Below are 20,082 nucleotides of genomic sequence, written 5' to 3' on the forward strand. Positions count from 1 at the left end.
GCAGCGGCGGCCGCGAGGGGCGGCGCGCGCTCCGGGGTGCGCCCATGGCCTCGTTCCCCACCCTCGTCCGGGAAATTCCGGTCTACAATCTGGTGCCGGATGAAGCCGTGGAGCTGATCCACGAGGAATCGCTCAAGATCCTCGAAGAGGTTGGATGCGAGTTCCGCGACGACGAAGCAATCTCGATGTGGAAGGCGGCCGGCGCCAAGGTCATCGGGACGCGCGTCTACATCGACCGCGCCTTGCTGATGGATCTCGTCTCCAAGGTGCCGCCGGAGTTCACGCTCAATGCGCGCAATCCGGAGCGCACGGTGAAGGTCGGCGGCAAGAACACCGTCTTTGTGCCGATGTATGGCGCTCCCTATGTGCGCGACCTCGACAACAACCGGCGCTACGGCTCGCTGGAAGACCTCAACAACCTGCACAAGCTGGCATACATGTCGCCTGCGCTGCATTCGTCGAGCTCCATCATCTGCGAGCCGATGGAAATTCCGGTGCCGAAGCGGCATCTCCACATCATCCATTCCGCGCTCAAGCATTCCGACAAGCCCTTCATGGGCATCGTCACCTCGAAGGAGCGCGCCGAGGATGTGATGAAGATGGCGGGAATCGTGTTCGGCGAAGACTACGTGAAGGACAACACCGTTGCCGTCTCGATCACCAACTGCAATTCACCGCTGGTGTGGGATTCCACCATGCTGGATGCGATGAGGGTCTATGCCAGGCACAACCAGCCGCTGATCCTCGCGCCATTCGCGCTGTGCGGCGCTTCGACCACGGCCTCTGCCGTGGGCGCCGTAGCGCAAGTCAATGCGGAAGCCCTGGCGGGCGTCGCCTTCACGCAGTTCATCAGGCCCGGATCTCCGCAGATCTACGGCCAGTTCATGGTGACCGTCGACATGAAGACGGGTGCGCCGATGGGCGGAACGCCCGAGGCGGCCCAAATGATGTTCCTGATGGGTGCGCTTGCCCGGAAATACAAACTGCCGTGGCGCACGTCGGGCTTCCATGTGGGGTCGAAGCTCAATGACGCGCAGGCCGGATACGAAGCGAACATGCTGATGCATGCCGCGATCCTCGCGGGCGCCAATTACATCTGGCACGTAGCGGGCTGGCTTGAGGCCGGGCTGTGCTGCGGCTACTCGAAATTCGTCACCGATGCCGAGCAGCTTGTCGGCTGGTACAAATACGCTGGCGGCCTGTCATTCGCGGACTTCAAGGAAGCGATGGCGGCGGTTCGCGAAGTGGGGCCTGCCGGGCACTTCCTCGGCACGCAGCACACGCTCGACCATTTTGAGAAGGCCTTCTTCATTCCATCCATCATGGATTTCAACTCCTTCGAGCAATGGTCGGCGGAGGGCGCGAAGGATCACGACACGCGCGGGCGCGACAAGGCGCGCGCCATGCTGGCTGCCTATGAGGAACCGAAGCTCGATGAGGGCATTGCCGAGGGACTGAGGGATTTCATCGCCAGGCGCGAGGAGGAATTGCCGAACAGTGTCAGCTGAAGCGCCAATTCCCTATCTCTCCCGCATCCGCGGCTACTATCAGGCGCTTGGATATGGCGAGCCCTATCAATGGGCGCATTTCAACGACGTGTCCTTCCATCCCTTGAGCAAGCCGCTGAACCAGTCGCGCGTGCTGCTGGTCACCACAGCGGCACCCTTCCAGCCGGACAAGGGCGACCAGGGGCCGGGTGCCTCCTACAATGCCGCCGCCAAGTTCTACCGCGTCTATGCAATGGAGACCGCGCCGGACCCCGACCTCCGCATCTCGCATGTCTCCATCGACCGCGCACATACGACGGCGGAAGACCAGAACAGCTATTTCCCCCTGCCCGCCTTGCGGCGCGCTCTCGCCAGAGGTGCAATCGGGGCGATCACGACGCGTTTCGCCGGATTGCCAACCAATCGCAGCCAGCGCACGACGATCGAGACAGATTGCGTGGAGCTGGTGGCCCTTGCGAAGGCAGAGAACGCCGACGCGGCGGTGCTCGTCCCCAATTGCCCGGTCTGTCATCAGAGCGTGGCGCTTGCTGCGCGCGCGCTCGAAGCTGCAGGGATTGCAACCTTGATCATGGGATGTGCCCTCGACATTGTGGAACACGTCGGCGTGCCGCGATTGCTGTTCAGCGACTTTCCGCTCGGCAACGCCGCAGGGAAACCCCACGATCAGGCCTCGCAGGACTTAACCCTTTCACTTGCCCTCGGTCTGCTCGAAAACGCGAGAAATCCTCGCGCCACGGTGATGTCACCTCTTATGTGGAGCGACGACCACAGCTGGAAACTGGATTACAGCAACATTGCGCTTCTCTCTCCGGAGGAGATCGCGCGGCGAAAGGCCGACTTCGACCGCAATAAATCCGAAGCCCGGAAGGTCCGTGAGGCGACTTGATTACCATCGGTTGACATTCAAGTTATTATAATTTATATTGGTTATTTTGCCGAACCTTGCAACTACGCCGGGCGAACGACATGCTGACCCTTCAACCGTGCCTATGGCAGCTTGAGAGGACAACCGCATGAAGCATTGCGCATCAGAAATTGCTTTCGTGGGAAGACGATCAACGCCGTGACGGCGGTGCGGTATGCTTGGCACGTCACGGCGCTTCATGAATTCGCAACGATCCGGACCGGCAGCAACCGCCGGAGTATGATTTCTTTGCGTTCGTCAAACCACAGGAGAGTGAAGATGAAGACGCTTGCATTGCTTGGTGCCTCGATCTTGCTTGTCGGCAGCATTCAGACTGCCCGTGCCGATGCCGACGCGGACATGATCAAGAGTGCGGAATCCGCTGCTCCGGCAGCCCTCAGTTCGCAGGCCGCCATCTACGCCGTCGATGAGAAGGGCGGCATGCGCACGCTCCGGGAAGGAAGCAACGGCTGGTGGTGCATGCCGGACAGTCCGGCGACGCCTGGCCCGGACCCGATGTGCGGCGATACCAACGCGATGGAATGGGCCATGGCGTGGATCGGCAAGACGGAACCCGCCAAGGGAAAGGTCGGCTTCATGTACATGCTTGAGGGCGGCACCGACGCCAGCAACACTGACCCCTATGCCACTGCGCCAAGCGAGGGCAACAACTGGATCAAGACCGGCCCGCACGTGATGGTGATGAATGCCACCGACATGATGGCGGGATATCCCGATGATGCAAATCCCGATACCAGCAAGCCCTACATCATGTGGGCCGGCACGCCCTATGCGCACTTGATGATCCCGATCAAGTAGAGAGGCCGCGGCGGCGCCACGCCCCCGCGCCGCCGCGCTTTCCATGCAGACCGGATCCTTGATGCATTCAGTGCGGTGGCTTGCGTTCTCGGCAGTCATGGCGATTGCCGTCGCAGGACCTGGAGCGGCTCACACCATCAGGCGTGGTGATCTCGAGATCATCCACCCTGCCATCATGGCGCCACATGCGATGGTGGATTCGACTTGCGCGCATGTGACGATCCGAAATCATGGTGGCGCGACCGAGGTGCTTCTGGGCGCGCGCATCCGCGCCGCGAATTCGGTGAGGCTGACGGCGTCCGGCCCTGCAACGAACGTGTCCCAGCGAATCGAGATCGCCCCTGGAAAGACGGTCGATTTGCGGCACGGCTGGTGCCTGCTCTTGAGCGGCATCACCGAATCTCTGGAGCCGGACATGAACGTCATTCCGGGTGAATTGATTTTCGAGAGGGCGGGCACGGTCTCGATCGACTTCATGATCGACCCCGCGCACTGATTCTTCCTTGGCGATGGCAAGACAGCAAGGCCGGTGATAACGTCCGCAGATGCTGTCTGACTACATCACCTCCGCCATCGCCACTTTGCTGGTCGTCGCCGACCCGGTGTTCCTCAGCGCGCTGTTCCTCGGCATCACCAATGGCATGGGCCAGGCGCAGAGGCGCGAAGTGGCGCTTCGGGCCGCCATCATCGCCTTCTGCATCCTGCTGGCGGCGGGACTGGGCGGCGCCAAGCTGCTCGACCTTCTTGGCATCTCGCTCTCGGCCTTCCGCATCGCGGGCGGGTTGCTGCTTCTGTCAGCCGCCGCTGAAATGGTCTTCGACCGCCGCAGCCAGCGGCTTCAGGCCACAGCCGAGCAGGCCATCAGCGTCGATCATGTGAAGAACATCGCCGCCTTCCCGCTTGCCATTCCGCTCATGGCGGGGCCGGGCGCCATCACCGCGATGATCCTGCTTGCGGGCCGCGCCGAAGGCCGCATGGAATATCTGGTCTCGCTCTATGTGGTGGCAGCACTCGTGATGGCTGGGTGCTTCATATGCTTCATCATGGCGGAGAGGATTTCCAAGCTCATGGGCATCACAGGCCGCGCGGTGATGACCAGATTGCTCGGCATCATCCTTGCGGCCCTCGCGGTTCAGTTCGTGATCGACGGCGTCGTCGCGCTTGCACGCACGGCGGCCTAATCGGTCGCCAGCAGCTCGCTCCGAACCTGGCGTTCGATGCGCTGCAGTTCGAGCCCGATCAGATCGGACGGGAAGTCGACGCCATGCTTGTCGAAGTCACTCCTGATCTTGGCGATCACATCGGCCGGACCCGGCACGATGTAGTCGGTGTCCATTACGTCTCGGGCATAGTCCTCGAGTTTTTCGCCGCGCAGGCCAAGCCGCATGCCGGCCCAGAGGCCCAGCCGCATGTTGCGGCGGGCAACCACCTGTCCGTCGGTGTGAACTTCGATATCGTCAAAAGACATAGGTTACTCCTCAACGGTTTTGAAATGCGGGCTTCAGCCGCGGCACGAGGCGTGTGGCAATGAAGCCCAGGGCAAGGATCACCGCCGAGACGATGGCCCAGATGGCGATGACCAGCCACTCGCCGACCCCGGTTCCAACGGTCGCGAGCCACGAGGCCCACTCGACCAGCAGGGGATCGACGGGCACGACATCGGCATTGGTGGCGACGAGGCTGCCGCCGACGCCGATCAGCCCATGCGCCGCCCAGGCGATGGCCGACCACAGCGCTAGAAGTACTGCGGTGCAGATCCAGATCAGGGTTTTCATCGCGTGGTGTCCTTCAGATGTTCGCGCAAGAGATTGAGGTTGCGCTGGTTGGCCTTGAAGACGAAGTCGAACAGGAAGCCCACGACCGGAATGGCGCCCAGGGCTGTGTCAGCGGTCACGTTCAGCCCCATGCGGGCAAGAAGTGCTGGCGGCGCGCCATGGCGGAAGGCTTCGGCGACGACATAGAGCGAGAGACCAGCGCCAAACAGGCTGCCTGCGCCCGGCACGACGCTGAGAAGACCGTCCGCACCCACTGTGCGCGAGGTTCCGGGAATGCGGATGGCGGAATCGGTGAACCAGGCGAGCCATTCGAGGCGCTCGATGGTCCCTTCGCGTGTGAGATCAAGCGGGATGGTGGCGGAACGGTACATTGTCACAACGTCTCCCAGATTGCGGCTGTCATGCCTTCAAGGTGGAAGAGTCCGACATCGCAGGTGTTGAGACTGCCAGAGGGGCCCGGACCCAGTACTGCACATGTGGATACGTCTTCGCGCCGCACAAGTCCGTGAACGGGTTAAATCTGTGTCATGGGACGGTCGGAAGAAAAAATAGGGGTGAACGGTAGCAACCAGAAACCGCTCACCCCCGAATGGCCACCGGAACGTGCCGGCCTGCCAAGTCGCAACGAGTACTCTAACTTGAGAATGGGAGGACCCAAGACAGACGATTGCGATGCAACATGCATAGCAATGAAGATGCCAGATGTATCAGTGATCCATATTATTTTTTAAATTATTGAAAATAAACGATATATTTTCAGGTTGGCAAGGGATCAGCAAATTGGCCTGCTCGCGGATTGCCATTCCATTGTGCAGTGCAGCGCACGGAAAGGCATCATCACAAAGGTGCCGCCTGCTTTTCAGACGGCTGGCCTGGGGGAGAATCAGGACAAAAAAAGGGGTGAACAGCAGCAACCAGAAGCCGTTCACCCCGAACATGGCCGCCGGTTCACACCGGGCCAAGACGCAACGAGTACTCTAACCTGAGAATGGGAGGACCCAAGACAGACGTTTGCGTTGCAACATACCTAGCAATGCCGATGCCAAATTTGAAAGCCACTTGGATTATTTTACATTCCTTTGTTTCTACTCACGAATTTGAGATAATCTCACGTTGCAAGGTGCCTTAACGACAATCATTCCTGCCCTTGTGCTATGCAAACTTTCGCACAAGAAATCATCAAATCAGGAGGGGCGGTGATTTTTCAGCCAGTCGCCAAACCGTGTCAGTGCCTCTTCGATTTTTGCGGGATCGCGGAGATAGCACATGCGAAGATAGCCTTCGCCGCCCTGGCCGAATGTGCTGCCCGGTGCGAAGCCCACTTTCGCCTCGTCGATGATGCGGCGAACAGTCAGGTCACCGTCGGTCATGCCTTCAAGGGCGAAGAACAGGTAGAACGCCCCCTTCGGAACCTCGAATCGAACGCCCGGCATGTCTCCCAGCATGCGCACCACGAGATCACGGTTGCCGCGCGCCTTGGCCACCTGCTCGGCAAGGAAAGCATCGCCATGGTCCAAGGCGGCCACGCAGCCGCGCTGCAGGAAGGCCGGCGTGCCGCTGGAATTGACCTGGATGATGCGCTCGATCGCGGGGCCGAGCGCCTTGGGGGCCTGCAGCCAGCCCACGCGCCAGCCCGTCATGGCCCAGTTCTTCGAGAATGTGTTGGCGAGAAGCACCTGTTCCTCGTCATCGCAAATGTCGAGGAAAGACGGTGCCCGGGTCTCGCCGCGCTCTCCGTAATAGAAACGCGAATAGACCTCGTCTCCCAAAATCCAGAGGCCACGCTTGCGGCATTCGTCGCGGATGGCCTTGAGTTCATCGAGCGTTGCGGTCCAGCCCACCGGATTGGAAGGCGAGTTGAGCGAGATGGCACGGGTGCGCGGCGTGATCGTGTCGAACAAGCGGTCGAGATCGAGAATCCAGCGCCCATTGCGGAAGTCCATCGGCACCTCGACGGGCCTTGAACCGAGGATGCGGAGCGCGCCTCCGTAATTGGGCCAGGCCGGCGTGGGAATGAGGATTTCGTCACCCTCGCCCGCCACCATCTGCACGATGGTCTGGATCGACTGCATGCCGCCCGAGGTGACGAAGAAATTCTCGGGGCTGAAAACCCGGCCGAACGTCCGCTGGTGATAGCGGGCCAGCGCGTCGCGCAATTCAGGAATGCCGCGCTGCCAGGTATAGAAGGTCTCACCATTGAGCAGCGCTTCGGTTGCAGGGCGAGCGAAAATCTCAGGCGTCGGCAGATTTCCTTCACCCGCCCACAGCGGGATGACACCCGGCACGGTGAAGCCATACATCGCGGCCTTGACGATGCCGCTGTCGGGTTCATCGCGGGATTGCGGGGTGATGGCGGCGAGAGTCTGATCGATTGTCATTGCGCCCTTAAGCCAAAAAGAAACCCGGGTGTCCAGCACCCGGGTTTCTCGGCAGGCTTGCGCGGCAAGCTTACTTCTTCAGCGCGTCGCGGATTTCAGCAAGCAACTGCTCTGTCGGCGTCGGACCCGCAGGCGGTGCTGCCGGCGTGGCCTTCTTCATCTTGTTGGCAGCCTTCACGATCTGGAACAGGATGAAGGCGATGATCAGGAAGTTGACGACGATGGTGATGAAAGCGCCATAGCCGAGAACCGCGCCCTGCTTCTGCGCCTCACCCAGCGAGGTCGCGGTGATGTTCGAAGCAAGCGGCAGAAAGTAGTTGTCGAAGTTCAGCCCGCCGGTGATCGCGCCGACGATCGGCATGATCAGCAGGTTCACGACGCCATCGACAATCCTGCCGAAGGCGCCGCCAATGATCACGGCGACTGCCAGATCAAGCACGTTGCCCTTGAAGGCGAATGCTTTAAATTCTTCCCACATGGTCTCCCCCAAATTCTGCAATTGAGACAGTTTTACGTTGTGACTGTCCTCATCTTCATTAACCTATCGGTAAGGTTCTGGCAAAAGGGTGCGACAACAAAACATGGAAGCGATTGCAGTGACAATACGCCGTGCGTTCTATCCCGAAAACCAACCCTTCAACCGCGGCCGGCTGCGGGTCTCGCCGATCCATGAAATCTATTTCGAGGAATGCGGCAATCCATCCGGAAAACCGGTGGTGGTTCTGCACGGCGGGCCGGGCGGCGGCATCTCGCCCTTCCTGCGGCAAATGCATGACCCGAACGCCTATCGCATCATCCTGTTCGACCAGCGCGGCTGCGGGCAGTCGACACCCCACGCAGAACTCGCCGAGAACACGACGTGGGATCTGGTCGCCGACATGGAGCAATTGCGCAATCACCTCGGCATCACGCGATGGCAGGTGGTGGGCGGATCTTGGGGCTCGACCCTGGCGCTCGCCTATGCGCAAACACATCCGCAGCATGTCAGCGAGCTCATCGTGCGCGGTATCTTCACCGTGCGCAAATGGGAGATCGACTGGTTCTATCAGAAGGGGGCTGATGCCCTGTTTCCGGATCAATGGGAGGGGTTCCTTGCGCCCATCCCGCCGGAAGAGCGGCACGATCTCGTCGGTGCCTATCACAGGCGGCTGACAGGAGATGATGTCCAGACGCAGCTCGCGTGTGCCCGCGCATGGAGCCAATGGGAAGGCGCGACGCTGTCGCTGCTGCCGGATGACAAGCGGGTCGCGGACTTCGGCGGAGACCGCTTCGCGCTCGCCTTCGCGCGCATCGAATGTCACTACTTCAGAAATGCCGGGTTCTTCGCCGAGGATGGCCAGCTCCTCACCAACGCGCACCGCCTCGCGGACATTCCGGGCGTCATCATCCAGGGCCGCTACGATGTCGTAACCCCCATGCGGACAGCGTGGGACCTGCACAGGGCATGGCCTCAGGCTGACTTCATCGCCATTCCGGACGCGGGACACACGGCAACCGAGCCCGGCATCACCGACGCCATTGTGCGGGTGACGGACCGATTCCGCCATGCAACTTCTGCATAGCTGTTCAGGCCAAGCAACAGGATGTTGACGACAATCTGTACACAATTGATCGCCATATAAGCCTCAACAAGAAACCACTCTTTCATCTGTTCGAGGCAACCATGATCGTTCTGTCCGCATTCCGCGATTTCGCCGATGGCCTGACCCGCGGCTTTTCACTGTTCTTCACCGAACGCCGTGAGCTGACCTCCCAGCCGCGTCAGCCGGGAAAGTTGCGCTGATTTCCGCGTCAGGGTTGCGTCATTTCCAGCCGTGAAAACGTCATAGTCCGCCCGCTTTACGGCCATGATCGGGGACCATCCTCTTGGTCATCAAGTGGGGCAATCGCCTTCAGCGCAATGTTACAAAACTGCTGGAACAATATCCGGCGTTGCGAATTGAAGACCGCAAGACAATTCAGTTTGGCCATCATGGCTCCTGTCGCCGTCCCGAGTCGTGAAGGCCATGGGCCCGTCCGTACCCTGCCGGTACGGGCGGGCCACTTCATGTCTGGAGAGCGAATCGGTCTAAGATTGGCCGCATGGACCTCGAACAGACCGTTCTGCAGATTGGCGATGCCGCCGTCAGGCTTCTCGATATCGCCGTTACCGGCATCGTCTTCGCGCTTTTTCTCCTGATCGCAGCCGTCGTCCTTTCATGGCGAGCCCAAGCCAATCGCCAGTCCGAATCTTCGGCCGCGCGCCAGCGCGCCGCCGAGCTCGAATACCGAATCGCCGAACTCTCGGGCGCCCTGAGGAGTCTGGCGGAGCAGAGCCACGGCAGCCAGATGCAACTCGTCACCACGCTGGACGAACGGCTGGACCAGGTGTCGGAACGGCTGGGCCTCAGCATGACCGATCAGGCGCTACGAACAAGCCAGTCACTGTCGCAACTTCACGAGCGTCTTGCCGTCATCGACACGGCACAGAAGAACATCACGTCGCTGTCCACCGAAATGCTCGGCCTCAAGGAGATGCTTTCAAACAAGCAGTCGCGCGGCGCCTATGGGCAAGCCCGGATGGAGGCCATCATCCGCGACGGGCTTCCGGGGAGTTCGTTCGCCTTCCAGTCAACATTGAGCAACGGCACGCGGCCCGACTGCGTGGTCTCGCTTCCCGATTCTCAACTGAAGCTGGTAATCGACGCCAAGTTTCCGCTGGAAGCCTTCAATGCATTGAGGGTTGCGCGCGGCGAAGCCGAGGTGAAGACATGCGAGTCGCGCCTGCGCGGTGACGTGCTGAAGCATGTCCGCGACATCGCGGAGAAATATCTGATCGCGGGAGAAACTCACGAGACGGCCATCATGTTCGTGCCGTCGGAGTCGGTCTATGCCGATCTCTACGAGAAATTCGAGGACGTCATCCAGAAATCGCACAGGCTGCAGGTCATCATCGCCTCTCCCAATGTGCTGATGCTTCTCGTCCAGACGCTGCAGGCCATCTTCAAGGACGCGCGGATGCGCGAACAGGCAGGCCTGATCAAGATTGAAGTGGGCAGGCTGCTGGAGGATGTCACCCGGCTGAAGGAGCGGGTGGCCGATCTCCAGAAGCATTTCGGGCTGGCATCGGGAGACCTCGAGAAGCTCGGCGTCTCTGCGGACAAGATCACCAGGCGGGCCTCGCGAATCGAGAGCCTCGAACTACAGGAATTGCCTGAACCGGCCGATTCGCCGCGCCCGAAACTTGTCGAGCGCGGCTGAGGTGTTCAGCGGCTGATGAAGACCTGCGCCACGATCTGCTGCTTGATGTCCTCGAAGGCGGCAGCGATGTCGCTGCTTTCCTCGGCCACATGGAAATCCTTGTCCGGATTGCTGGAGCAATCGCGCAGTCGCTTTCTGGTATCCTTGTCGCGGAGGTCGAAGGCAATGGTGACGATGGTGATGCCGGAGTCCTTCATGTTCTGACAGATCTTTTCGAGATTGCTCTCGCCATTGCCGACGGTGCGGCTGCCATCGCCGAAGGCGGGTTCGGTCTGGCGGCCATCGGTGAGCAGAACCATGATCTTCCGCACACCCTTGTCGGTATAGGCCGCGCCCTCGGTGAAGGGCTCGTTGGGCGAGAGAAGGTGATAGCCGAACTCGGCGCCAAGCGCGATGTGGGTATACTGGTAGGGCCGCATGGCCTCGAGCTGGGCGCGGATACCGGAGAAATCATCCGTGAGCGGAGCAACCTTGAGCTTGTTTGGCGCATAGGCCGCGCAGCCGAGCTTTTCATGCACCTTGGCAAAGGGCTGGCCCCATTTTGTCTTGTTATCGGTTCCCGGTGTCGCGTCGGTCAGGTTCGCGGGATGGGGCCGGTCCTGGACGCAACCGGTCCAGTTGCCGCTGCCGGTTTTGCCCATGATGTATTTTTCCGGCATGGTCAGATACACGTGATGCGAGAAGGGCACGAGGCCGACCTTGATTTTCTTCGGATTGGAGGTCTCGAGATCGGTGACCAGTTTCTTCGCGGCGTTCTTCATCGCCACATATTTGACCTGTCCGCCGGACTTTTCTTCCATGGAACCCGAATAGTCGAGCACCAGAACCACCTCGGCCTTGCGGCCGCTGGGCAAGGTGATCTCGGTTTCGACATCCACAGCGAAATTCGTCAGGCCTGCAATCTGCATGAAGCCCGAGGCCATCGGATAGCGCGCCGAAGCCGAAACCCGGTTGCCGGTCAGCGTGAAGCTGTAGTTCACGTCCGAAGGCCTGATTCCGGTGTTCTCGAGATTGGCCTCGAACGTATCGCTGCCTGCCTTCTCGCGCTTGGCGTCAGGAAGCGAGGATGCGGTGGCGACGGCAAGGGCACCGGAGTCGAGTGCGGCCTGCATGGCTGTCCTGGCGACCGAATAGCGCGCATAGTCAACTGCCGCCCCCATGGCCAGCAGGACCGGGACGATGCTGAGCGCAAAGGTGATGGCCGTGGTGCCCTTCTGGTGAGATGCAAAGCTACCGAAACGGCGGGCGAGGCTTCTGAATGTCAACACAACGTATCTCCTGCGTTTCATTCCGGAACAGAACCGGACAACTGGAAGAGCAGGAGCAAGACACGGTCCACAGCCAGAAGCAGCGGCCCGCCGCGGTCGTTATGGTTGACACTTCGTTAAGCCGGAGAGGCAAGGTCATGCAGAAAGACCTTTCCGGATCGGGGAGTTGTGCGGGGGCGAGCCTCCGCAGGCGCAGACGTTCTGCCCACTGTCTGACAGATTGCTGATGCCGCCTGTCAGCATGACGGATGCTGGCTTCAGTTAGGGTCAGGTCATGGTCGAAAGATCAAAACCACTTCAACCCCGGAGAAACGCACATGAACAAGTCCCTCATCATCCTCGCCTTCACCATGTCGCTTGCAGCGACAACCAGCACGGCGGCGCTCGCCCGCAGCGTCCTCGATGACAGTATCTCGGCCGCCAAACATTCGCAGACCTTCACGATGGAGCTTGCCCGCCGTGGTGCCGATGATCCGGCTGGCGACGATCGTGGCGGCCGCAAGGGCAAAGGCGGCAAGGGCCGTGGCGGTCATGACGATGGCCCCAACCATACCTCGATCATCGAACAGAACCCACCGATGGACATGGCCCGCCGTGGTGCCGACGATCCGGCTGGTGACGACCGTGGTGGCCGCAAGGGCAAGGGCGGCAAGGGCCGTGGCGGTCATGACGATGGCGCCAACCACGCCTGAGCGAAAGCGCCGGGCGGCTCTCGCTTCTAGAGCGGGCGCCTGGCCCTGATGGCCTGGGTGAGCGTTCCCTCGTCGAGGTAGTCGAGTTCACCCCCCACAGGTACGCCATGGGCAAGACGCGAGGCAGGAATGCCGAGCGTCTTGAGGCGTTCGGTGATGTAGTGCGCGGTGGTCTGGCCCTCGACCGTGGCATTCAAGGCGATCACCACTTCCTTGACCGGCCCTTCACCTGCCCGCTCGATCAATGAACCAATGGCTAGGTCCTCGGGCCTCACACCCTCGATGGCGGAGAGCGTTCCGCCGAGCACGTGGTAAAGACCTGTCCACGCGCCGGCCCGTTCCAGCGCCCAGAGATCGCCCACCTCTTCCACGACGCAGATTGTGCTGCGGTCGCGGCGCGGATCGGTGCACAGCGTGCAGGGGTCGACCGTATCGACATTGCCGCATGAGGAGCAGACGGTGACCTTATCGCGCGCCTCTTCCATGGCGGCGCTCAAGGGGATCAGCAGCCGTTCGCGGTTCTTGATCAGATGCAAGGCCGCACGCCGCGCCGAGCGAGGACCGAGCCCCGGCAGCTTCGAAAGCAGCTGGATGAGCCGCTCGATCTCGGGCCCGGTCGTGCGCCGTGACATCAGAAGGGCAGCTTCATGCCCGGGGGTAGCGGCAACCCGCCAGTGACCGACTTCATTTCATCGGCCATCATCGCCTCGACCTTGTTCTTGGCGTCGGTGTGGGCCGCGATGATGAGGTCTTCAAGGATTTCCTTTTCCTCAGGCTTCAGCATCGAGGGATCGACGGCGAGTGCCGTCATGGCGCCCTTGCCGTTGAGCGTGACCTTGACGAGGCCGCCACCCGACTGGCCATTGACGGTCGCCTGCTCCAGCTTCGCCTGCATCTCAGCCATCCGGCCCTGCATGGCCTGGACCTGCTTCATCATCTCACCGAGATTCTTCATCGTTCTCACTCATGTTGGGGGACAAGATCACGTCGTCCGGCTCCTTGACGTCGATGATCTCGGCGCCGGGAAAGCGTTTAAGGACCGCCTGCACATCCGGGTGCTCGCGCGCCATGAGGAACAGGCTGTCGCGGCTGTCCTGACGCTGGCGGGCCACGGGCTTGGCGCCACCCTCCTTCGCCACCATCACCATCCAGCGCATTCCGGTCCAGGATTCGAGCTTGCGGGCAATTTCACCGGGGAGGCCGGGATGGGCCTGAGGCTCCAGCGCCAGTTCGAACGGGCCGGGCGCCACGCGGATGGGGCGAACAAGGCTTTCGAGGTCTGACTTCAACTTGATGTCGCGCTTTTCGGCGGCCAGCGCGAGCAAGTCCTGAAGGCTCGAGAATGCGCGCGGCGGTTCAACCGGGGAAACGGGCGAGGCCGCCATCTGCGGTTTCGCGGCAAGGGCCGCCTGCGCATCGCCTGAGCTGTCGGGTCCGCCGCGCAGAAGTTCACGGGCATTGATCGGCACCACCCGGTCACCCGAGGGAGCGGCCTGTTTCACGAGTTTTGCCAGATCCTCGGCACCCGGCAGATCGGCCGCATGCGCGAGCCGGATCAGCACCATCTCGGCAGCCATCAGCGGATCGGAATGAAGTTCGGTCTCGCGGATGCCTTTCAGCAGCATCGACCAGGCCCGCGTGAGGTTGGCAATGCCACAGCGCTGCGCGTGAATGGCGCCTCTCGTCTTCTCGGCTTCGGTGCGCGAGGTGTCCGAGAGTGCGCCGTCCTTCACCACCTTGAGGCGCGTGACCCAGTGCACGTAATCTGCAAGGTCGCCGAGGATCGTCGCCGGGTCGCCGCCGCCCTGGTATTGCTGCTCGATCTCCTCGATCGCCGCCTTGGGGTCGCCGCCCATCACCGCCTCGAACAGGTCGATGATGCGTGAGCGGTCCATCAGGCCCAGCATGGAGGCCACGTCGGTTGCCCTCACCTTGCCCTCGCCATAGGCGATGGCCTGGTCGAGCAGCGACAACCCATCCCGTACCGAGCCTTCGGCGGCGCGGGCGATCAGAGCGAGCGCATCGGGTTCGGCTTCGACCCCTTCCTTTACGGCGATATTGCCGTAGTGCGAAGCCAGCAGTGCGGCATCGAGACGCTTCAGGTCGAAGCGCTGGCAGCGCGACAGGATGGTGACGGGAACCTTGTTGATCTCGGTCGTGGCGAAGATGAACTTCACATGCGGCGGCGGCTCTTCCAGCGTCTTCAGCAAGGCGTTGAATGCGCTCTTCGAGAGCATGTGGACTTCGTCGATGATATAGACCTTGTAGCGCGCCTGAACGGGCGCATAGCGCACGCTGTCGATGATCTCGCGCATGTTGTCGACGCCGGTGTTCGACGCGGCGTCCATCTCGATCACGTCCATGTGGCGCGATTCGAGGATAGCCTCGCAATGGGGGCCATACTCCGGCATGTCGACGGTGGGCTTGTCGCCGTAGTTGAGGGCGCGGGCGATGAGGCGGGCGGTTGTGGTCTTGCCGACGCCGCGCACACCGGTGAGCATGAAGCCTTGCGCGATGCGGCCTGACGCGAACGCGTTGGTGAGGGTGCGCACCAACGCCTCCTGGCCAATCAAGTCAGGAAACGTCCGGGGACGGTATTTGCGGGCCAGGACGCGGTAGCCGTTCGCGCCGCTTTGCGTTTCGACCATGGGCGGGCTTCCGCGTGGAATTCAAGAATAGAGGTGGGAGGCTGGACGGGCAACCCGTTCCGGACTCGTTGGGGCTGCTTCCTTCCGGACCTGACCCGGTTGGCGAGCGGCACGTCCGCCGCCAACCTCCCGAGGCGCTATATGGGCGGTTGCCGGTGAAAAGGCAAGCGTTACGCTCTTGCCAAACCGCCCGGCGAAGTTCAGTTTCACACGGAGAGACACCCGGCGCCGTCCGCCGCGAACTGGAGCCCCTGATGCGCAAGACACTTCTTCTGGCCGCCCTGCTGACGCTGGGACTGACGCCGCAGGCCATGGCCCATGAATACACGCTGAGCCTCGCCCGGCCCTATGCCATCGTGACCACCTGCGACGATGACTATCTGAACTGCGAATCCCGGATGGACTATACGCCCGGCGAACATGCGGGCCTCGCGGGCGTGGGCAGCTACTGGTACCAGCTCCCTTCGGAAGCCTATCTCGGACGGGGCTACTCCGGAAGCCGGCATGTCGAGTGGTGCACCAACCGCTACCGCACCTATGACCCCGAGAGCGACACCTTCGTCGGCAAGGGCTACAAGCGCTACCGCTGCAACAGCCCCTACGATGGCGTCTGAGCGGCTCAATTGACCAAGGGCGCCGCCTCAACTATCTGACCCGTCATGACACTCCGCCCGATCATCACGCTGCCTGACGAAAAGATCCTTCGCGAAATCTCGAAGCCGGTCATTTCTGTCGATGTCCAAACGCGCAAGTTGTGGGACGACATGCTTGAGACCATGTATCACGCGCCAGGCATCGGGCTTGCCGCCATCCAGATCGGCATTGCGCAGCGGGCGATCGTGGTCGACCTCTCGAAGGATGGAGAGGAGAAGACGCCGATCTTTCTCGCCAACCCCGAGATCATCTGGTCGAGCGAGGCGCAGAGCGATTATGAAGAAGGCTGCCTGTCGATACCCGAATACTACGAGATGGTGACGAGGCCCTCCGAGGTCAAAGTCCGCTACCTCGACCGTCAGGGACAGCCCGTGGAAATGCATGCGGCCGGGTTGATGGCCACCTGCCTGCAACACGAGATCGACCACCTGAATGGCGTGCTCTTCATCGACCACATCTCGCGGTTGAAGCGCGAGCGCGTGGTCAAGAAATTCCAGAAGGCCCAGAAGCTGGGCAAGCTCTGAGCCGATGCGCCTCATTTTCATGGGAACGCCGGACTTCGCGGTCGAGACGCTGAAGGCCCTGATCGGGGCCGGGCACGAGATCGCCTGCGTCTATTCGCAACCGCCCCGGCCCGCCGGGCGCGGCATGGCGGAGCGGCCCTCGCCGGTACACGCCTTTGCCGCCTCGCAAGGGATCGAGGTGAGGGTTCCGATATCGCTCAAGAGCGCGGACGAGCAGGCCCGATTTGCAGATATCAAGCCTGATGCCGCGGTCGTCGTCGCCTATGGCCTGTTGCTGCCGAAGCCCATTCTCGATGCGCCGCGCCTCGGCTGCTTCAACGTCCACGCCTCGCTGCTGCCGCGGTGGCGGGGGGCGGCTCCCATCCAGCGCGCGATCATGGCGGGAGACGCCGAAAGCGGCGTCACCATCATGCGCATGGAGGAAGGACTCGACACCGGCCCCATGTGCAAGGTGGCGAGGCTTCCCATTGCACCCCGCACCACAGCGCAATCACTTCACGACGAACTGGCCGAGGTTGGTGCGCGGTTGATGGTGGAGGTCCTTGGGCAGGAGGGCATCGCATGTACGCCGCAGCCTTCGGAGGGCGTCACCTATGCACGCAAGATCGACAAGGCAGAGGCGAAGATCGACTTCACGAGTCCTGCTGCCGAAGTGCGCAACCATATTCACGGCCTCTCGCCCTTTCCCGGCGCGTGGTTCCAGATGAATGGCACGCGCGTCAAGGTTCTGCTGTGCGAAACGGTCGATGCTGCGGGCGAAGCGGGACAATTTCTCGATGACCGTCTCACCATCGCCTGCGGGTCCGGCGCATTGCGCCTGTTGAAGCTCCAGCGCGAGGGCAAGGGCGCGATGGATGCCGACACGTTCCTGCGCGGTTTTGGCATTGCCGCCGGAACGAGGGTGACATGATAAGGCCGGTGTCCCATTTCCCTTCCACCCTCGCGGTGGAAGGTGGCGAGAAGCGCCGGATGAGGGGGTGGCTCCGTTTCGCACACATCAACCCCTCAACCGCCCCTGCGGGGCACCTTCTCCCGCAAGGGGAGAAGGAATATATTAGCTGATGCCACGCTATCGCCTCGATATCGAATATGACGGCGCGCCCTTTACCGGCTGGCAATCCCAGGCGGGCGGCACTTCGGTGCAGGATGTGCTGGAACGCGCCGTCGCCATCATCAATGGCGGGCACTCGATGGTCTATGGCGCGGGGCGCACCGATGCGGGTGTCCATGCGCTGGGCCAGGTGGCGCATGTCGATCTCGCCAAGGCGTGGGACCCGTTCAAGCTCAGGAATGCACTGAATGGCAATGTGCGGCCGTTTCCGGTGAGCGTGCTGGAGGCGACCGAAGTGCCGGATGACTTTCACGCGCGCTTCTCGGCCACGCGGCGCTTTTATCTCTACCGCATCCTCAATCGCCGCAGCCCGCCAGCACTCGACAAGGGAAAGGTGTGGTGGCTGCCCACCGAGCTCGACACGGATGCGATGCACGAAGCCGCGCAGCATCTCGTCGGCAAGCATGACTTCACAACCTTTCGCGCCGCGCAATGCCAGGCCAATTCCCCGGTCAAGACACTCGACCGTCTCGACGTGTCGCGTTACGGCGAGTTGATCGAGATCCGCACCGATGCGCGGTCCTTCCTGCACAATCAGGTGCGCTCGATGGCGGGTTCCCTGCGGCTCGTCGGTGAAGGCAAGTGGAGCGCGCGCGACCTGAAGCGGGCGCTGGATTCAGCCGACCGCTCGCAATGCGGCCCCGTCGCGCCGCCAGATGGGCTTTATCTTCTCCGCGTCGGCTACAACGCGGTCGAAAAATAATCCGCGATGATGCGGGCGTAGACGGCTTGCGTGGCGCGAAGCTCCTCGATCGACATGCGTTCGTCGGTCTGGTGAATCGTCGCGTTGGTGGGGCCAAACTCAAGGACCGGGCAGAAGTCTTTCACGAAGCGCGCATCCGACGTGCCTCCGCTGGTCGAGAGCTTCGGCAGAATGCCCGTTTCGCGCTCGACAGCATCCTGCACGAGGCCCACGAAAGGACCGGGCTCCGTGATAAAGGCATCGGCCCCTTCGATTGCCGTGTAGGACCATTGCCCGCCAAGCTCGCCTTTCACATCGGCGATCCTCTCATCGACCCAGGCGCGCAGCGAGGCGAAGCTGTGTTCGGGCGAGAAGCGGATGTTGAACTTGGCTTGCGCCCGCGACGGGATCACGTTGCCAGCGGGATTTCCGACATCGAAGGAGGTAACGGCCAGCGTCGACGGGTCGAAATGATCGTTGCCATCATCAAGCTTCGATGACGCGATGCGATCGATGAATCGCGCGAGCTTCGGCACCGGGTTGTCGGCCTTGTGGGGATAGGCGGCGTGGCCCTGCTTTCCTTCGACCGTCACCACGAAGCTCAAGGAACCACGGCGGCCGATCTTGATCGTGTCGCCCAGCGTATCCACACAACTTGGCTCGCCAACGATGCAATGGTCAGGGATGTGGCCATTGTCACGCATCCAGTGCAGCACCTTGACCGTGCCGTTGATAGCGGGGCCTTCCTCGTCGCCGGTGATGAGAAACGAGATCGAGCCCTTGAACTTGCCCGCGGTCGCCACAAAATCGATGGCGGCGCCCGCAAAGGCCGCGACCGATCCTTTCATGTCACAGGCGCCACGGCCGTAGATGAAGCCATCGGCAATGTCGGCCGCAAACGGGGCATAGGTCCACTTGTCTACCAGGCCTTCCGGCACCACGTCGGTGTGGCCGGCGAAGCAGAGATGCGGTGCGCCAGTGCCGAAGCGGGCGAAGAGGTTCTCGACGTCCGGCGTGCCTTCCTGCCTGAAGATCAGCCGCTGGCAGGTGAAGCCGTGGGTGGAGAGCATATTTTCAAGATAGGTCAGTGCTCCGCCCTCGGCGGGCGTGACTGACTTGCAGCGGATCAGATCCTGCAGCAGCGGAACGGGATCGGTCGGAGTGTTTTTCATGTGCAGATCATACCCGCAAAATGAATGCCCGGCCACGGGGCCGGGCACATGATTGTCATTCGCTTATCAGGCCGCCACAGGATCGGGACCGTGCTGGTTCGGACCCGGCGTGCCCTTCAGGATTCCGAGTTCGACCAGTGCCCACAGTCCGATCGCGAGACTTGCAAACCCGACAATGGTGCTGACGGCTGACGGCGCTGGCATCATCATGCCGCCCATGTCCGTTGTGGTGAAGCCAAGGCCGGTAATACCGAGCAGCAGGCTGATGACCGTTGGCGCCCAGAAGACATAGACGAGCCAATCCGGACGATTGCGGTCGTTGAGCCGCTTCTTCATCAGGGCCGTTGTCGGGTAGGCAAGGATCGCCGTCATGATGAGCTGGCCGATGGCCGCCCGCCGGAACAGGCTCATTATCGCATCAGGACCACCAGCCGGGTCCATGACCGGAATCATCCGCAGGCCGAGAATGGGCAGCAGCAGGAAATACAGGATCACCGCGCCCACCACCACGATGAGGCTGCCGATCCACCATTGCTGGCGGCCGATCCGCCCGCTGAAACTGGTCAATCCCGCATTCGCCAGATGACATACTGATTTGTGGCGGCATTGCGCCGATTCAGGTATAATTATCAGCAGTTTAACCTGAACCATATGAGGCCATCATGGAGAACCCAGCGGGTGAACCGAATGATAGTACTCTGCGCCTT

The 20,082-nt window shown here is 61.6% G+C and carries 24 protein-coding genes and 1 other RNA gene; 12 read left to right on the forward strand and 13 right to left on the reverse strand.

Annotated elements, in window-relative coordinates; all coding sequences use genetic code 11:
- From ACEW8Q_RS01905 to ACEW8Q_RS01925, 5 genes are all read left to right on the forward strand, one after another.
- Positions 1-1,508: trimethylamine methyltransferase family protein (locus ACEW8Q_RS01905; protein ID WP_373502362.1), on the forward strand; the 1,508-nt coding region annotated here is incomplete at its 5' end.
- Positions 1,498-2,394, forward strand: a complete 897-nt coding sequence (locus ACEW8Q_RS01910) for a glycine reductase (protein ID WP_373502363.1) — start codon at positions 1,498-1,500, stop codon at positions 2,392-2,394. The genes ACEW8Q_RS01905 and ACEW8Q_RS01910, both read left to right, overlap by 11 nt.
- 297 nt (positions 2,395-2,691) lie before the next feature.
- A complete protein-coding gene (locus ACEW8Q_RS01915) occupies positions 2,692-3,231 on the forward strand; it encodes a hypothetical protein (RefSeq protein WP_373502364.1) in 540 nt (179 codons plus the stop codon).
- Between the two features lie 61 nt (positions 3,232-3,292).
- A complete protein-coding gene (locus ACEW8Q_RS01920) occupies positions 3,293-3,727 on the forward strand; it encodes a copper chaperone PCu(A)C (protein WP_373502365.1) in 435 nt (144 codons plus the stop codon).
- Positions 3,728-3,776: 49 nt separating this feature from the next.
- The gene (locus ACEW8Q_RS01925) at positions 3,777-4,412 is read left to right on the forward strand and encodes a MarC family protein (RefSeq protein WP_373502366.1); all 636 of its coding nucleotides are present in this window, start codon (positions 3,777-3,779) and stop codon (positions 4,410-4,412) included.
- Here the strand turns inward: ACEW8Q_RS01925 and ACEW8Q_RS01930 are convergent.
- The 6 genes from ACEW8Q_RS01930 to mscL form a co-directional block, all read right to left on the reverse strand.
- On the reverse strand, positions 4,409-4,699 hold the full coding sequence (locus ACEW8Q_RS01930; protein ID WP_373502367.1) for an ATPase inhibitor subunit zeta: 291 nt from the start codon (positions 4,697-4,699) through the stop codon (positions 4,409-4,411). The two genes, ACEW8Q_RS01925 and ACEW8Q_RS01930, sit on opposite strands and share 4 nt — an antisense overlap.
- Before the next feature lie 10 nt (positions 4,700-4,709).
- Positions 4,710-5,006, reverse strand: coding sequence for a hypothetical protein (locus tag ACEW8Q_RS01935; protein WP_373502368.1), 297 nt, complete (start codon positions 5,004-5,006; stop codon positions 4,710-4,712).
- On the reverse strand, positions 5,003-5,377 hold the full coding sequence (locus tag ACEW8Q_RS01940) for a DUF4112 domain-containing protein (protein ID WP_373502369.1): 375 nt from the start codon (positions 5,375-5,377) through the stop codon (positions 5,003-5,005). Before ACEW8Q_RS01940 ends, ACEW8Q_RS01935 begins: the two co-directional genes overlap by 4 nt.
- A gap of 336 nt (positions 5,378-5,713) precedes the next feature.
- Positions 5,714-5,944 (reverse strand): hypothetical protein, encoded by a 231-nt coding sequence (locus tag ACEW8Q_RS01945; protein WP_373502370.1) that lies wholly within the window; start codon positions 5,942-5,944, stop codon positions 5,714-5,716.
- A gap of 246 nt (positions 5,945-6,190) precedes the next feature.
- On the reverse strand, positions 6,191-7,384 hold the full coding sequence (locus tag ACEW8Q_RS01950; RefSeq protein WP_373502371.1) for a pyridoxal phosphate-dependent aminotransferase: 1,194 nt from the start codon (positions 7,382-7,384) through the stop codon (positions 6,191-6,193).
- 70 nt (positions 7,385-7,454) lie between these two features.
- Positions 7,455-7,862 carry a large conductance mechanosensitive channel protein MscL gene (mscL, locus tag ACEW8Q_RS01955; protein WP_373502372.1) on the reverse strand — a complete coding sequence of 136 codons (408 nt, stop codon included), beginning with the start codon at positions 7,860-7,862 and terminating at the stop codon, positions 7,455-7,457.
- Positions 7,863-7,965: 103 nt separating this feature from the next.
- Between mscL and pip the strand changes: the two genes are divergently transcribed.
- On the forward strand, positions 7,966-8,946 hold the full coding sequence (pip, locus tag ACEW8Q_RS01960; protein WP_373502373.1) for a prolyl aminopeptidase: 981 nt from the start codon (positions 7,966-7,968) through the stop codon (positions 8,944-8,946).
- Positions 8,947-9,466: 520 nt separating this feature from the next.
- Positions 9,467-10,624: a DNA recombination protein RmuC gene (locus ACEW8Q_RS01965; RefSeq protein ID WP_373502374.1), complete on the forward strand. Its 1,158-nt coding sequence runs from the start codon at positions 9,467-9,469 to the stop codon at positions 10,622-10,624.
- Positions 10,625-10,629: 5 nt separating this feature from the next.
- Here ACEW8Q_RS01965 and ACEW8Q_RS01970 read toward each other — a convergent pair whose 3' ends face one another.
- The gene (locus ACEW8Q_RS01970) at positions 10,630-11,889 is read right to left on the reverse strand and encodes a VWA domain-containing protein (RefSeq protein WP_373502375.1); all 1,260 of its coding nucleotides are present in this window, start codon (positions 11,887-11,889) and stop codon (positions 10,630-10,632) included.
- A 320-nt stretch (positions 11,890-12,209) separates the two neighbouring features.
- On the opposite strand from ACEW8Q_RS01970, the gene ACEW8Q_RS01975 reads away from it, so the two are divergent.
- A complete protein-coding gene (locus ACEW8Q_RS01975) occupies positions 12,210-12,584 on the forward strand; it encodes a hypothetical protein (protein ID WP_373502376.1) in 375 nt (124 codons plus the stop codon).
- Between the two features lie 26 nt (positions 12,585-12,610).
- Here the strand turns inward: ACEW8Q_RS01975 and recR are convergent, their stop codons facing one another.
- The 4 genes from recR to ffs form a co-directional block, all read right to left on the reverse strand.
- A complete protein-coding gene (recR, locus tag ACEW8Q_RS01980) occupies positions 12,611-13,216 on the reverse strand; it encodes a recombination mediator RecR (protein ID WP_373502377.1) in 606 nt (201 codons plus the stop codon).
- The gene (locus tag ACEW8Q_RS01985) at positions 13,216-13,539 is read right to left on the reverse strand and encodes a YbaB/EbfC family nucleoid-associated protein (RefSeq protein WP_373502378.1); all 324 of its coding nucleotides are present in this window, start codon (positions 13,537-13,539) and stop codon (positions 13,216-13,218) included. Before ACEW8Q_RS01985 ends, recR begins: the two co-directional genes overlap by 1 nt.
- Positions 13,523-15,232 carry a DNA polymerase III subunit gamma/tau gene (locus tag ACEW8Q_RS01990; protein ID WP_373502379.1) on the reverse strand — a complete coding sequence of 570 codons (1,710 nt, stop codon included), beginning with the start codon at positions 15,230-15,232 and terminating at the stop codon, positions 13,523-13,525. Before ACEW8Q_RS01990 ends, ACEW8Q_RS01985 begins: the two co-directional genes overlap by 17 nt.
- A 33-nt stretch (positions 15,233-15,265) precedes the next feature.
- Positions 15,266-15,362: signal recognition particle sRNA small type (gene ffs / locus ACEW8Q_RS01995), an RNA gene on the reverse strand.
- A 124-nt stretch (positions 15,363-15,486) separates the two neighbouring features.
- Between ffs and ACEW8Q_RS02000 the strand changes: the two genes are divergently transcribed.
- The 4 genes from ACEW8Q_RS02000 (at position 15,487) to truA (ending at position 18,224) form a co-directional block, all read left to right on the forward strand.
- A complete protein-coding gene (locus ACEW8Q_RS02000; protein WP_373502380.1) occupies positions 15,487-15,846 on the forward strand; it encodes a BA14K family protein in 360 nt (119 codons plus the stop codon).
- A gap of 45 nt (positions 15,847-15,891) precedes the next feature.
- Complete coding sequence (gene def, locus ACEW8Q_RS02005) at positions 15,892-16,410, forward strand: peptide deformylase (RefSeq protein WP_373502381.1); 519 nt, start codon at positions 15,892-15,894, stop codon at positions 16,408-16,410.
- A 4-nt stretch (positions 16,411-16,414) separates the two neighbouring features.
- Complete coding sequence (gene fmt / locus ACEW8Q_RS02010) at positions 16,415-17,320, forward strand: methionyl-tRNA formyltransferase (protein WP_373502382.1); 906 nt, start codon at positions 16,415-16,417, stop codon at positions 17,318-17,320.
- 151 nt (positions 17,321-17,471) lie between these two features.
- A complete protein-coding gene (gene truA, locus ACEW8Q_RS02015) occupies positions 17,472-18,224 on the forward strand; it encodes a tRNA pseudouridine(38-40) synthase TruA (RefSeq protein ID WP_373502383.1) in 753 nt (250 codons plus the stop codon).
- Here truA and dapE read toward each other — a convergent pair.
- Together dapE and ACEW8Q_RS02025 are read right to left on the reverse strand one after the other, a co-directional pair.
- The gene (gene dapE / locus ACEW8Q_RS02020) at positions 18,203-19,375 is read right to left on the reverse strand and encodes a succinyl-diaminopimelate desuccinylase (RefSeq protein ID WP_373502384.1); all 1,173 of its coding nucleotides are present in this window, start codon (positions 19,373-19,375) and stop codon (positions 18,203-18,205) included. The genes truA and dapE overlap by 22 nt on opposite strands.
- Before the next feature lie 66 nt (positions 19,376-19,441).
- Complete coding sequence (locus ACEW8Q_RS02025) at positions 19,442-19,942, reverse strand: DUF805 domain-containing protein (protein WP_373502385.1); 501 nt, start codon at positions 19,940-19,942, stop codon at positions 19,442-19,444.
- Positions 19,943-20,082: the final 140 nt, after the last annotated feature.

It is taken from the genome of Aestuariivirga sp., assembly GCF_041738905.1.
Classification (GTDB): domain Bacteria; phylum Pseudomonadota; class Alphaproteobacteria; order Rhizobiales; family Aestuariivirgaceae; genus Aestuariivirga.

Excerpts from the sequence above, each read along its gene's own strand:
- ACEW8Q_RS01915 (WP_373502364.1), top strand. The coding sequence starts at position 2,692 with ATGAAGACGCTTGCATTGCTTGGTGCCTCGATCTTGCTTGTCGGCAGC.
- ACEW8Q_RS01920 (WP_373502365.1), top strand. The coding sequence starts at position 3,293 with ATGCATTCAGTGCGGTGGCTTGCGTTCTCGGCAGTCATGGCGATTGCC.
- ACEW8Q_RS01925 (WP_373502366.1), top strand. The coding sequence starts at position 3,777 with ATGCTGTCTGACTACATCACCTCCGCCATCGCCACTTTGCTGGTCGTC.
- ACEW8Q_RS01930 (WP_373502367.1), bottom strand. The coding sequence starts at position 4,699 with ATGTCTTTTGACGATATCGAAGTTCACACCGACGGACAGGTGGTTGCC.
- ACEW8Q_RS01935 (WP_373502368.1), bottom strand. The coding sequence starts at position 5,006 with ATGAAAACCCTGATCTGGATCTGCACCGCAGTACTTCTAGCGCTGTGG.
- ACEW8Q_RS01940 (WP_373502369.1), bottom strand. The coding sequence starts at position 5,377 with ATGTACCGTTCCGCCACCATCCCGCTTGATCTCACACGCGAAGGGACC.
- ACEW8Q_RS01945 (WP_373502370.1), bottom strand. The coding sequence starts at position 5,944 with ATGTTCGGGGTGAACGGCTTCTGGTTGCTGCTGTTCACCCCTTTTTTT.
- ACEW8Q_RS01950 (WP_373502371.1), bottom strand. The coding sequence starts at position 7,384 with ATGACAATCGATCAGACTCTCGCCGCCATCACCCCGCAATCCCGCGAT.
- mscL (WP_373502372.1), bottom strand. The coding sequence starts at position 7,862 with ATGTGGGAAGAATTTAAAGCATTCGCCTTCAAGGGCAACGTGCTTGAT.
- pip (WP_373502373.1), top strand. The coding sequence starts at position 7,966 with ATGGAAGCGATTGCAGTGACAATACGCCGTGCGTTCTATCCCGAAAAC.
- ACEW8Q_RS01965 (WP_373502374.1), top strand. The coding sequence starts at position 9,467 with ATGGACCTCGAACAGACCGTTCTGCAGATTGGCGATGCCGCCGTCAGG.
- ACEW8Q_RS01975 (WP_373502376.1), top strand. The coding sequence starts at position 12,210 with ATGAACAAGTCCCTCATCATCCTCGCCTTCACCATGTCGCTTGCAGCG.
- recR (WP_373502377.1), bottom strand. The coding sequence starts at position 13,216 with ATGTCACGGCGCACGACCGGGCCCGAGATCGAGCGGCTCATCCAGCTG.
- ACEW8Q_RS01985 (WP_373502378.1), bottom strand. The coding sequence starts at position 13,539 with ATGAAGAATCTCGGTGAGATGATGAAGCAGGTCCAGGCCATGCAGGGC.
- ACEW8Q_RS01990 (WP_373502379.1), bottom strand. The coding sequence starts at position 15,232 with ATGGTCGAAACGCAAAGCGGCGCGAACGGCTACCGCGTCCTGGCCCGC.
- ACEW8Q_RS02000 (WP_373502380.1), top strand. The coding sequence starts at position 15,487 with ATGCGCAAGACACTTCTTCTGGCCGCCCTGCTGACGCTGGGACTGACG.
- def (WP_373502381.1), top strand. The coding sequence starts at position 15,892 with ATGACACTCCGCCCGATCATCACGCTGCCTGACGAAAAGATCCTTCGC.
- fmt (WP_373502382.1), top strand. The coding sequence starts at position 16,415 with ATGCGCCTCATTTTCATGGGAACGCCGGACTTCGCGGTCGAGACGCTG.
- truA (WP_373502383.1), top strand. The coding sequence starts at position 17,472 with ATGCCACGCTATCGCCTCGATATCGAATATGACGGCGCGCCCTTTACC.
- dapE (WP_373502384.1), bottom strand. The coding sequence starts at position 19,375 with ATGAAAAACACTCCGACCGATCCCGTTCCGCTGCTGCAGGATCTGATC.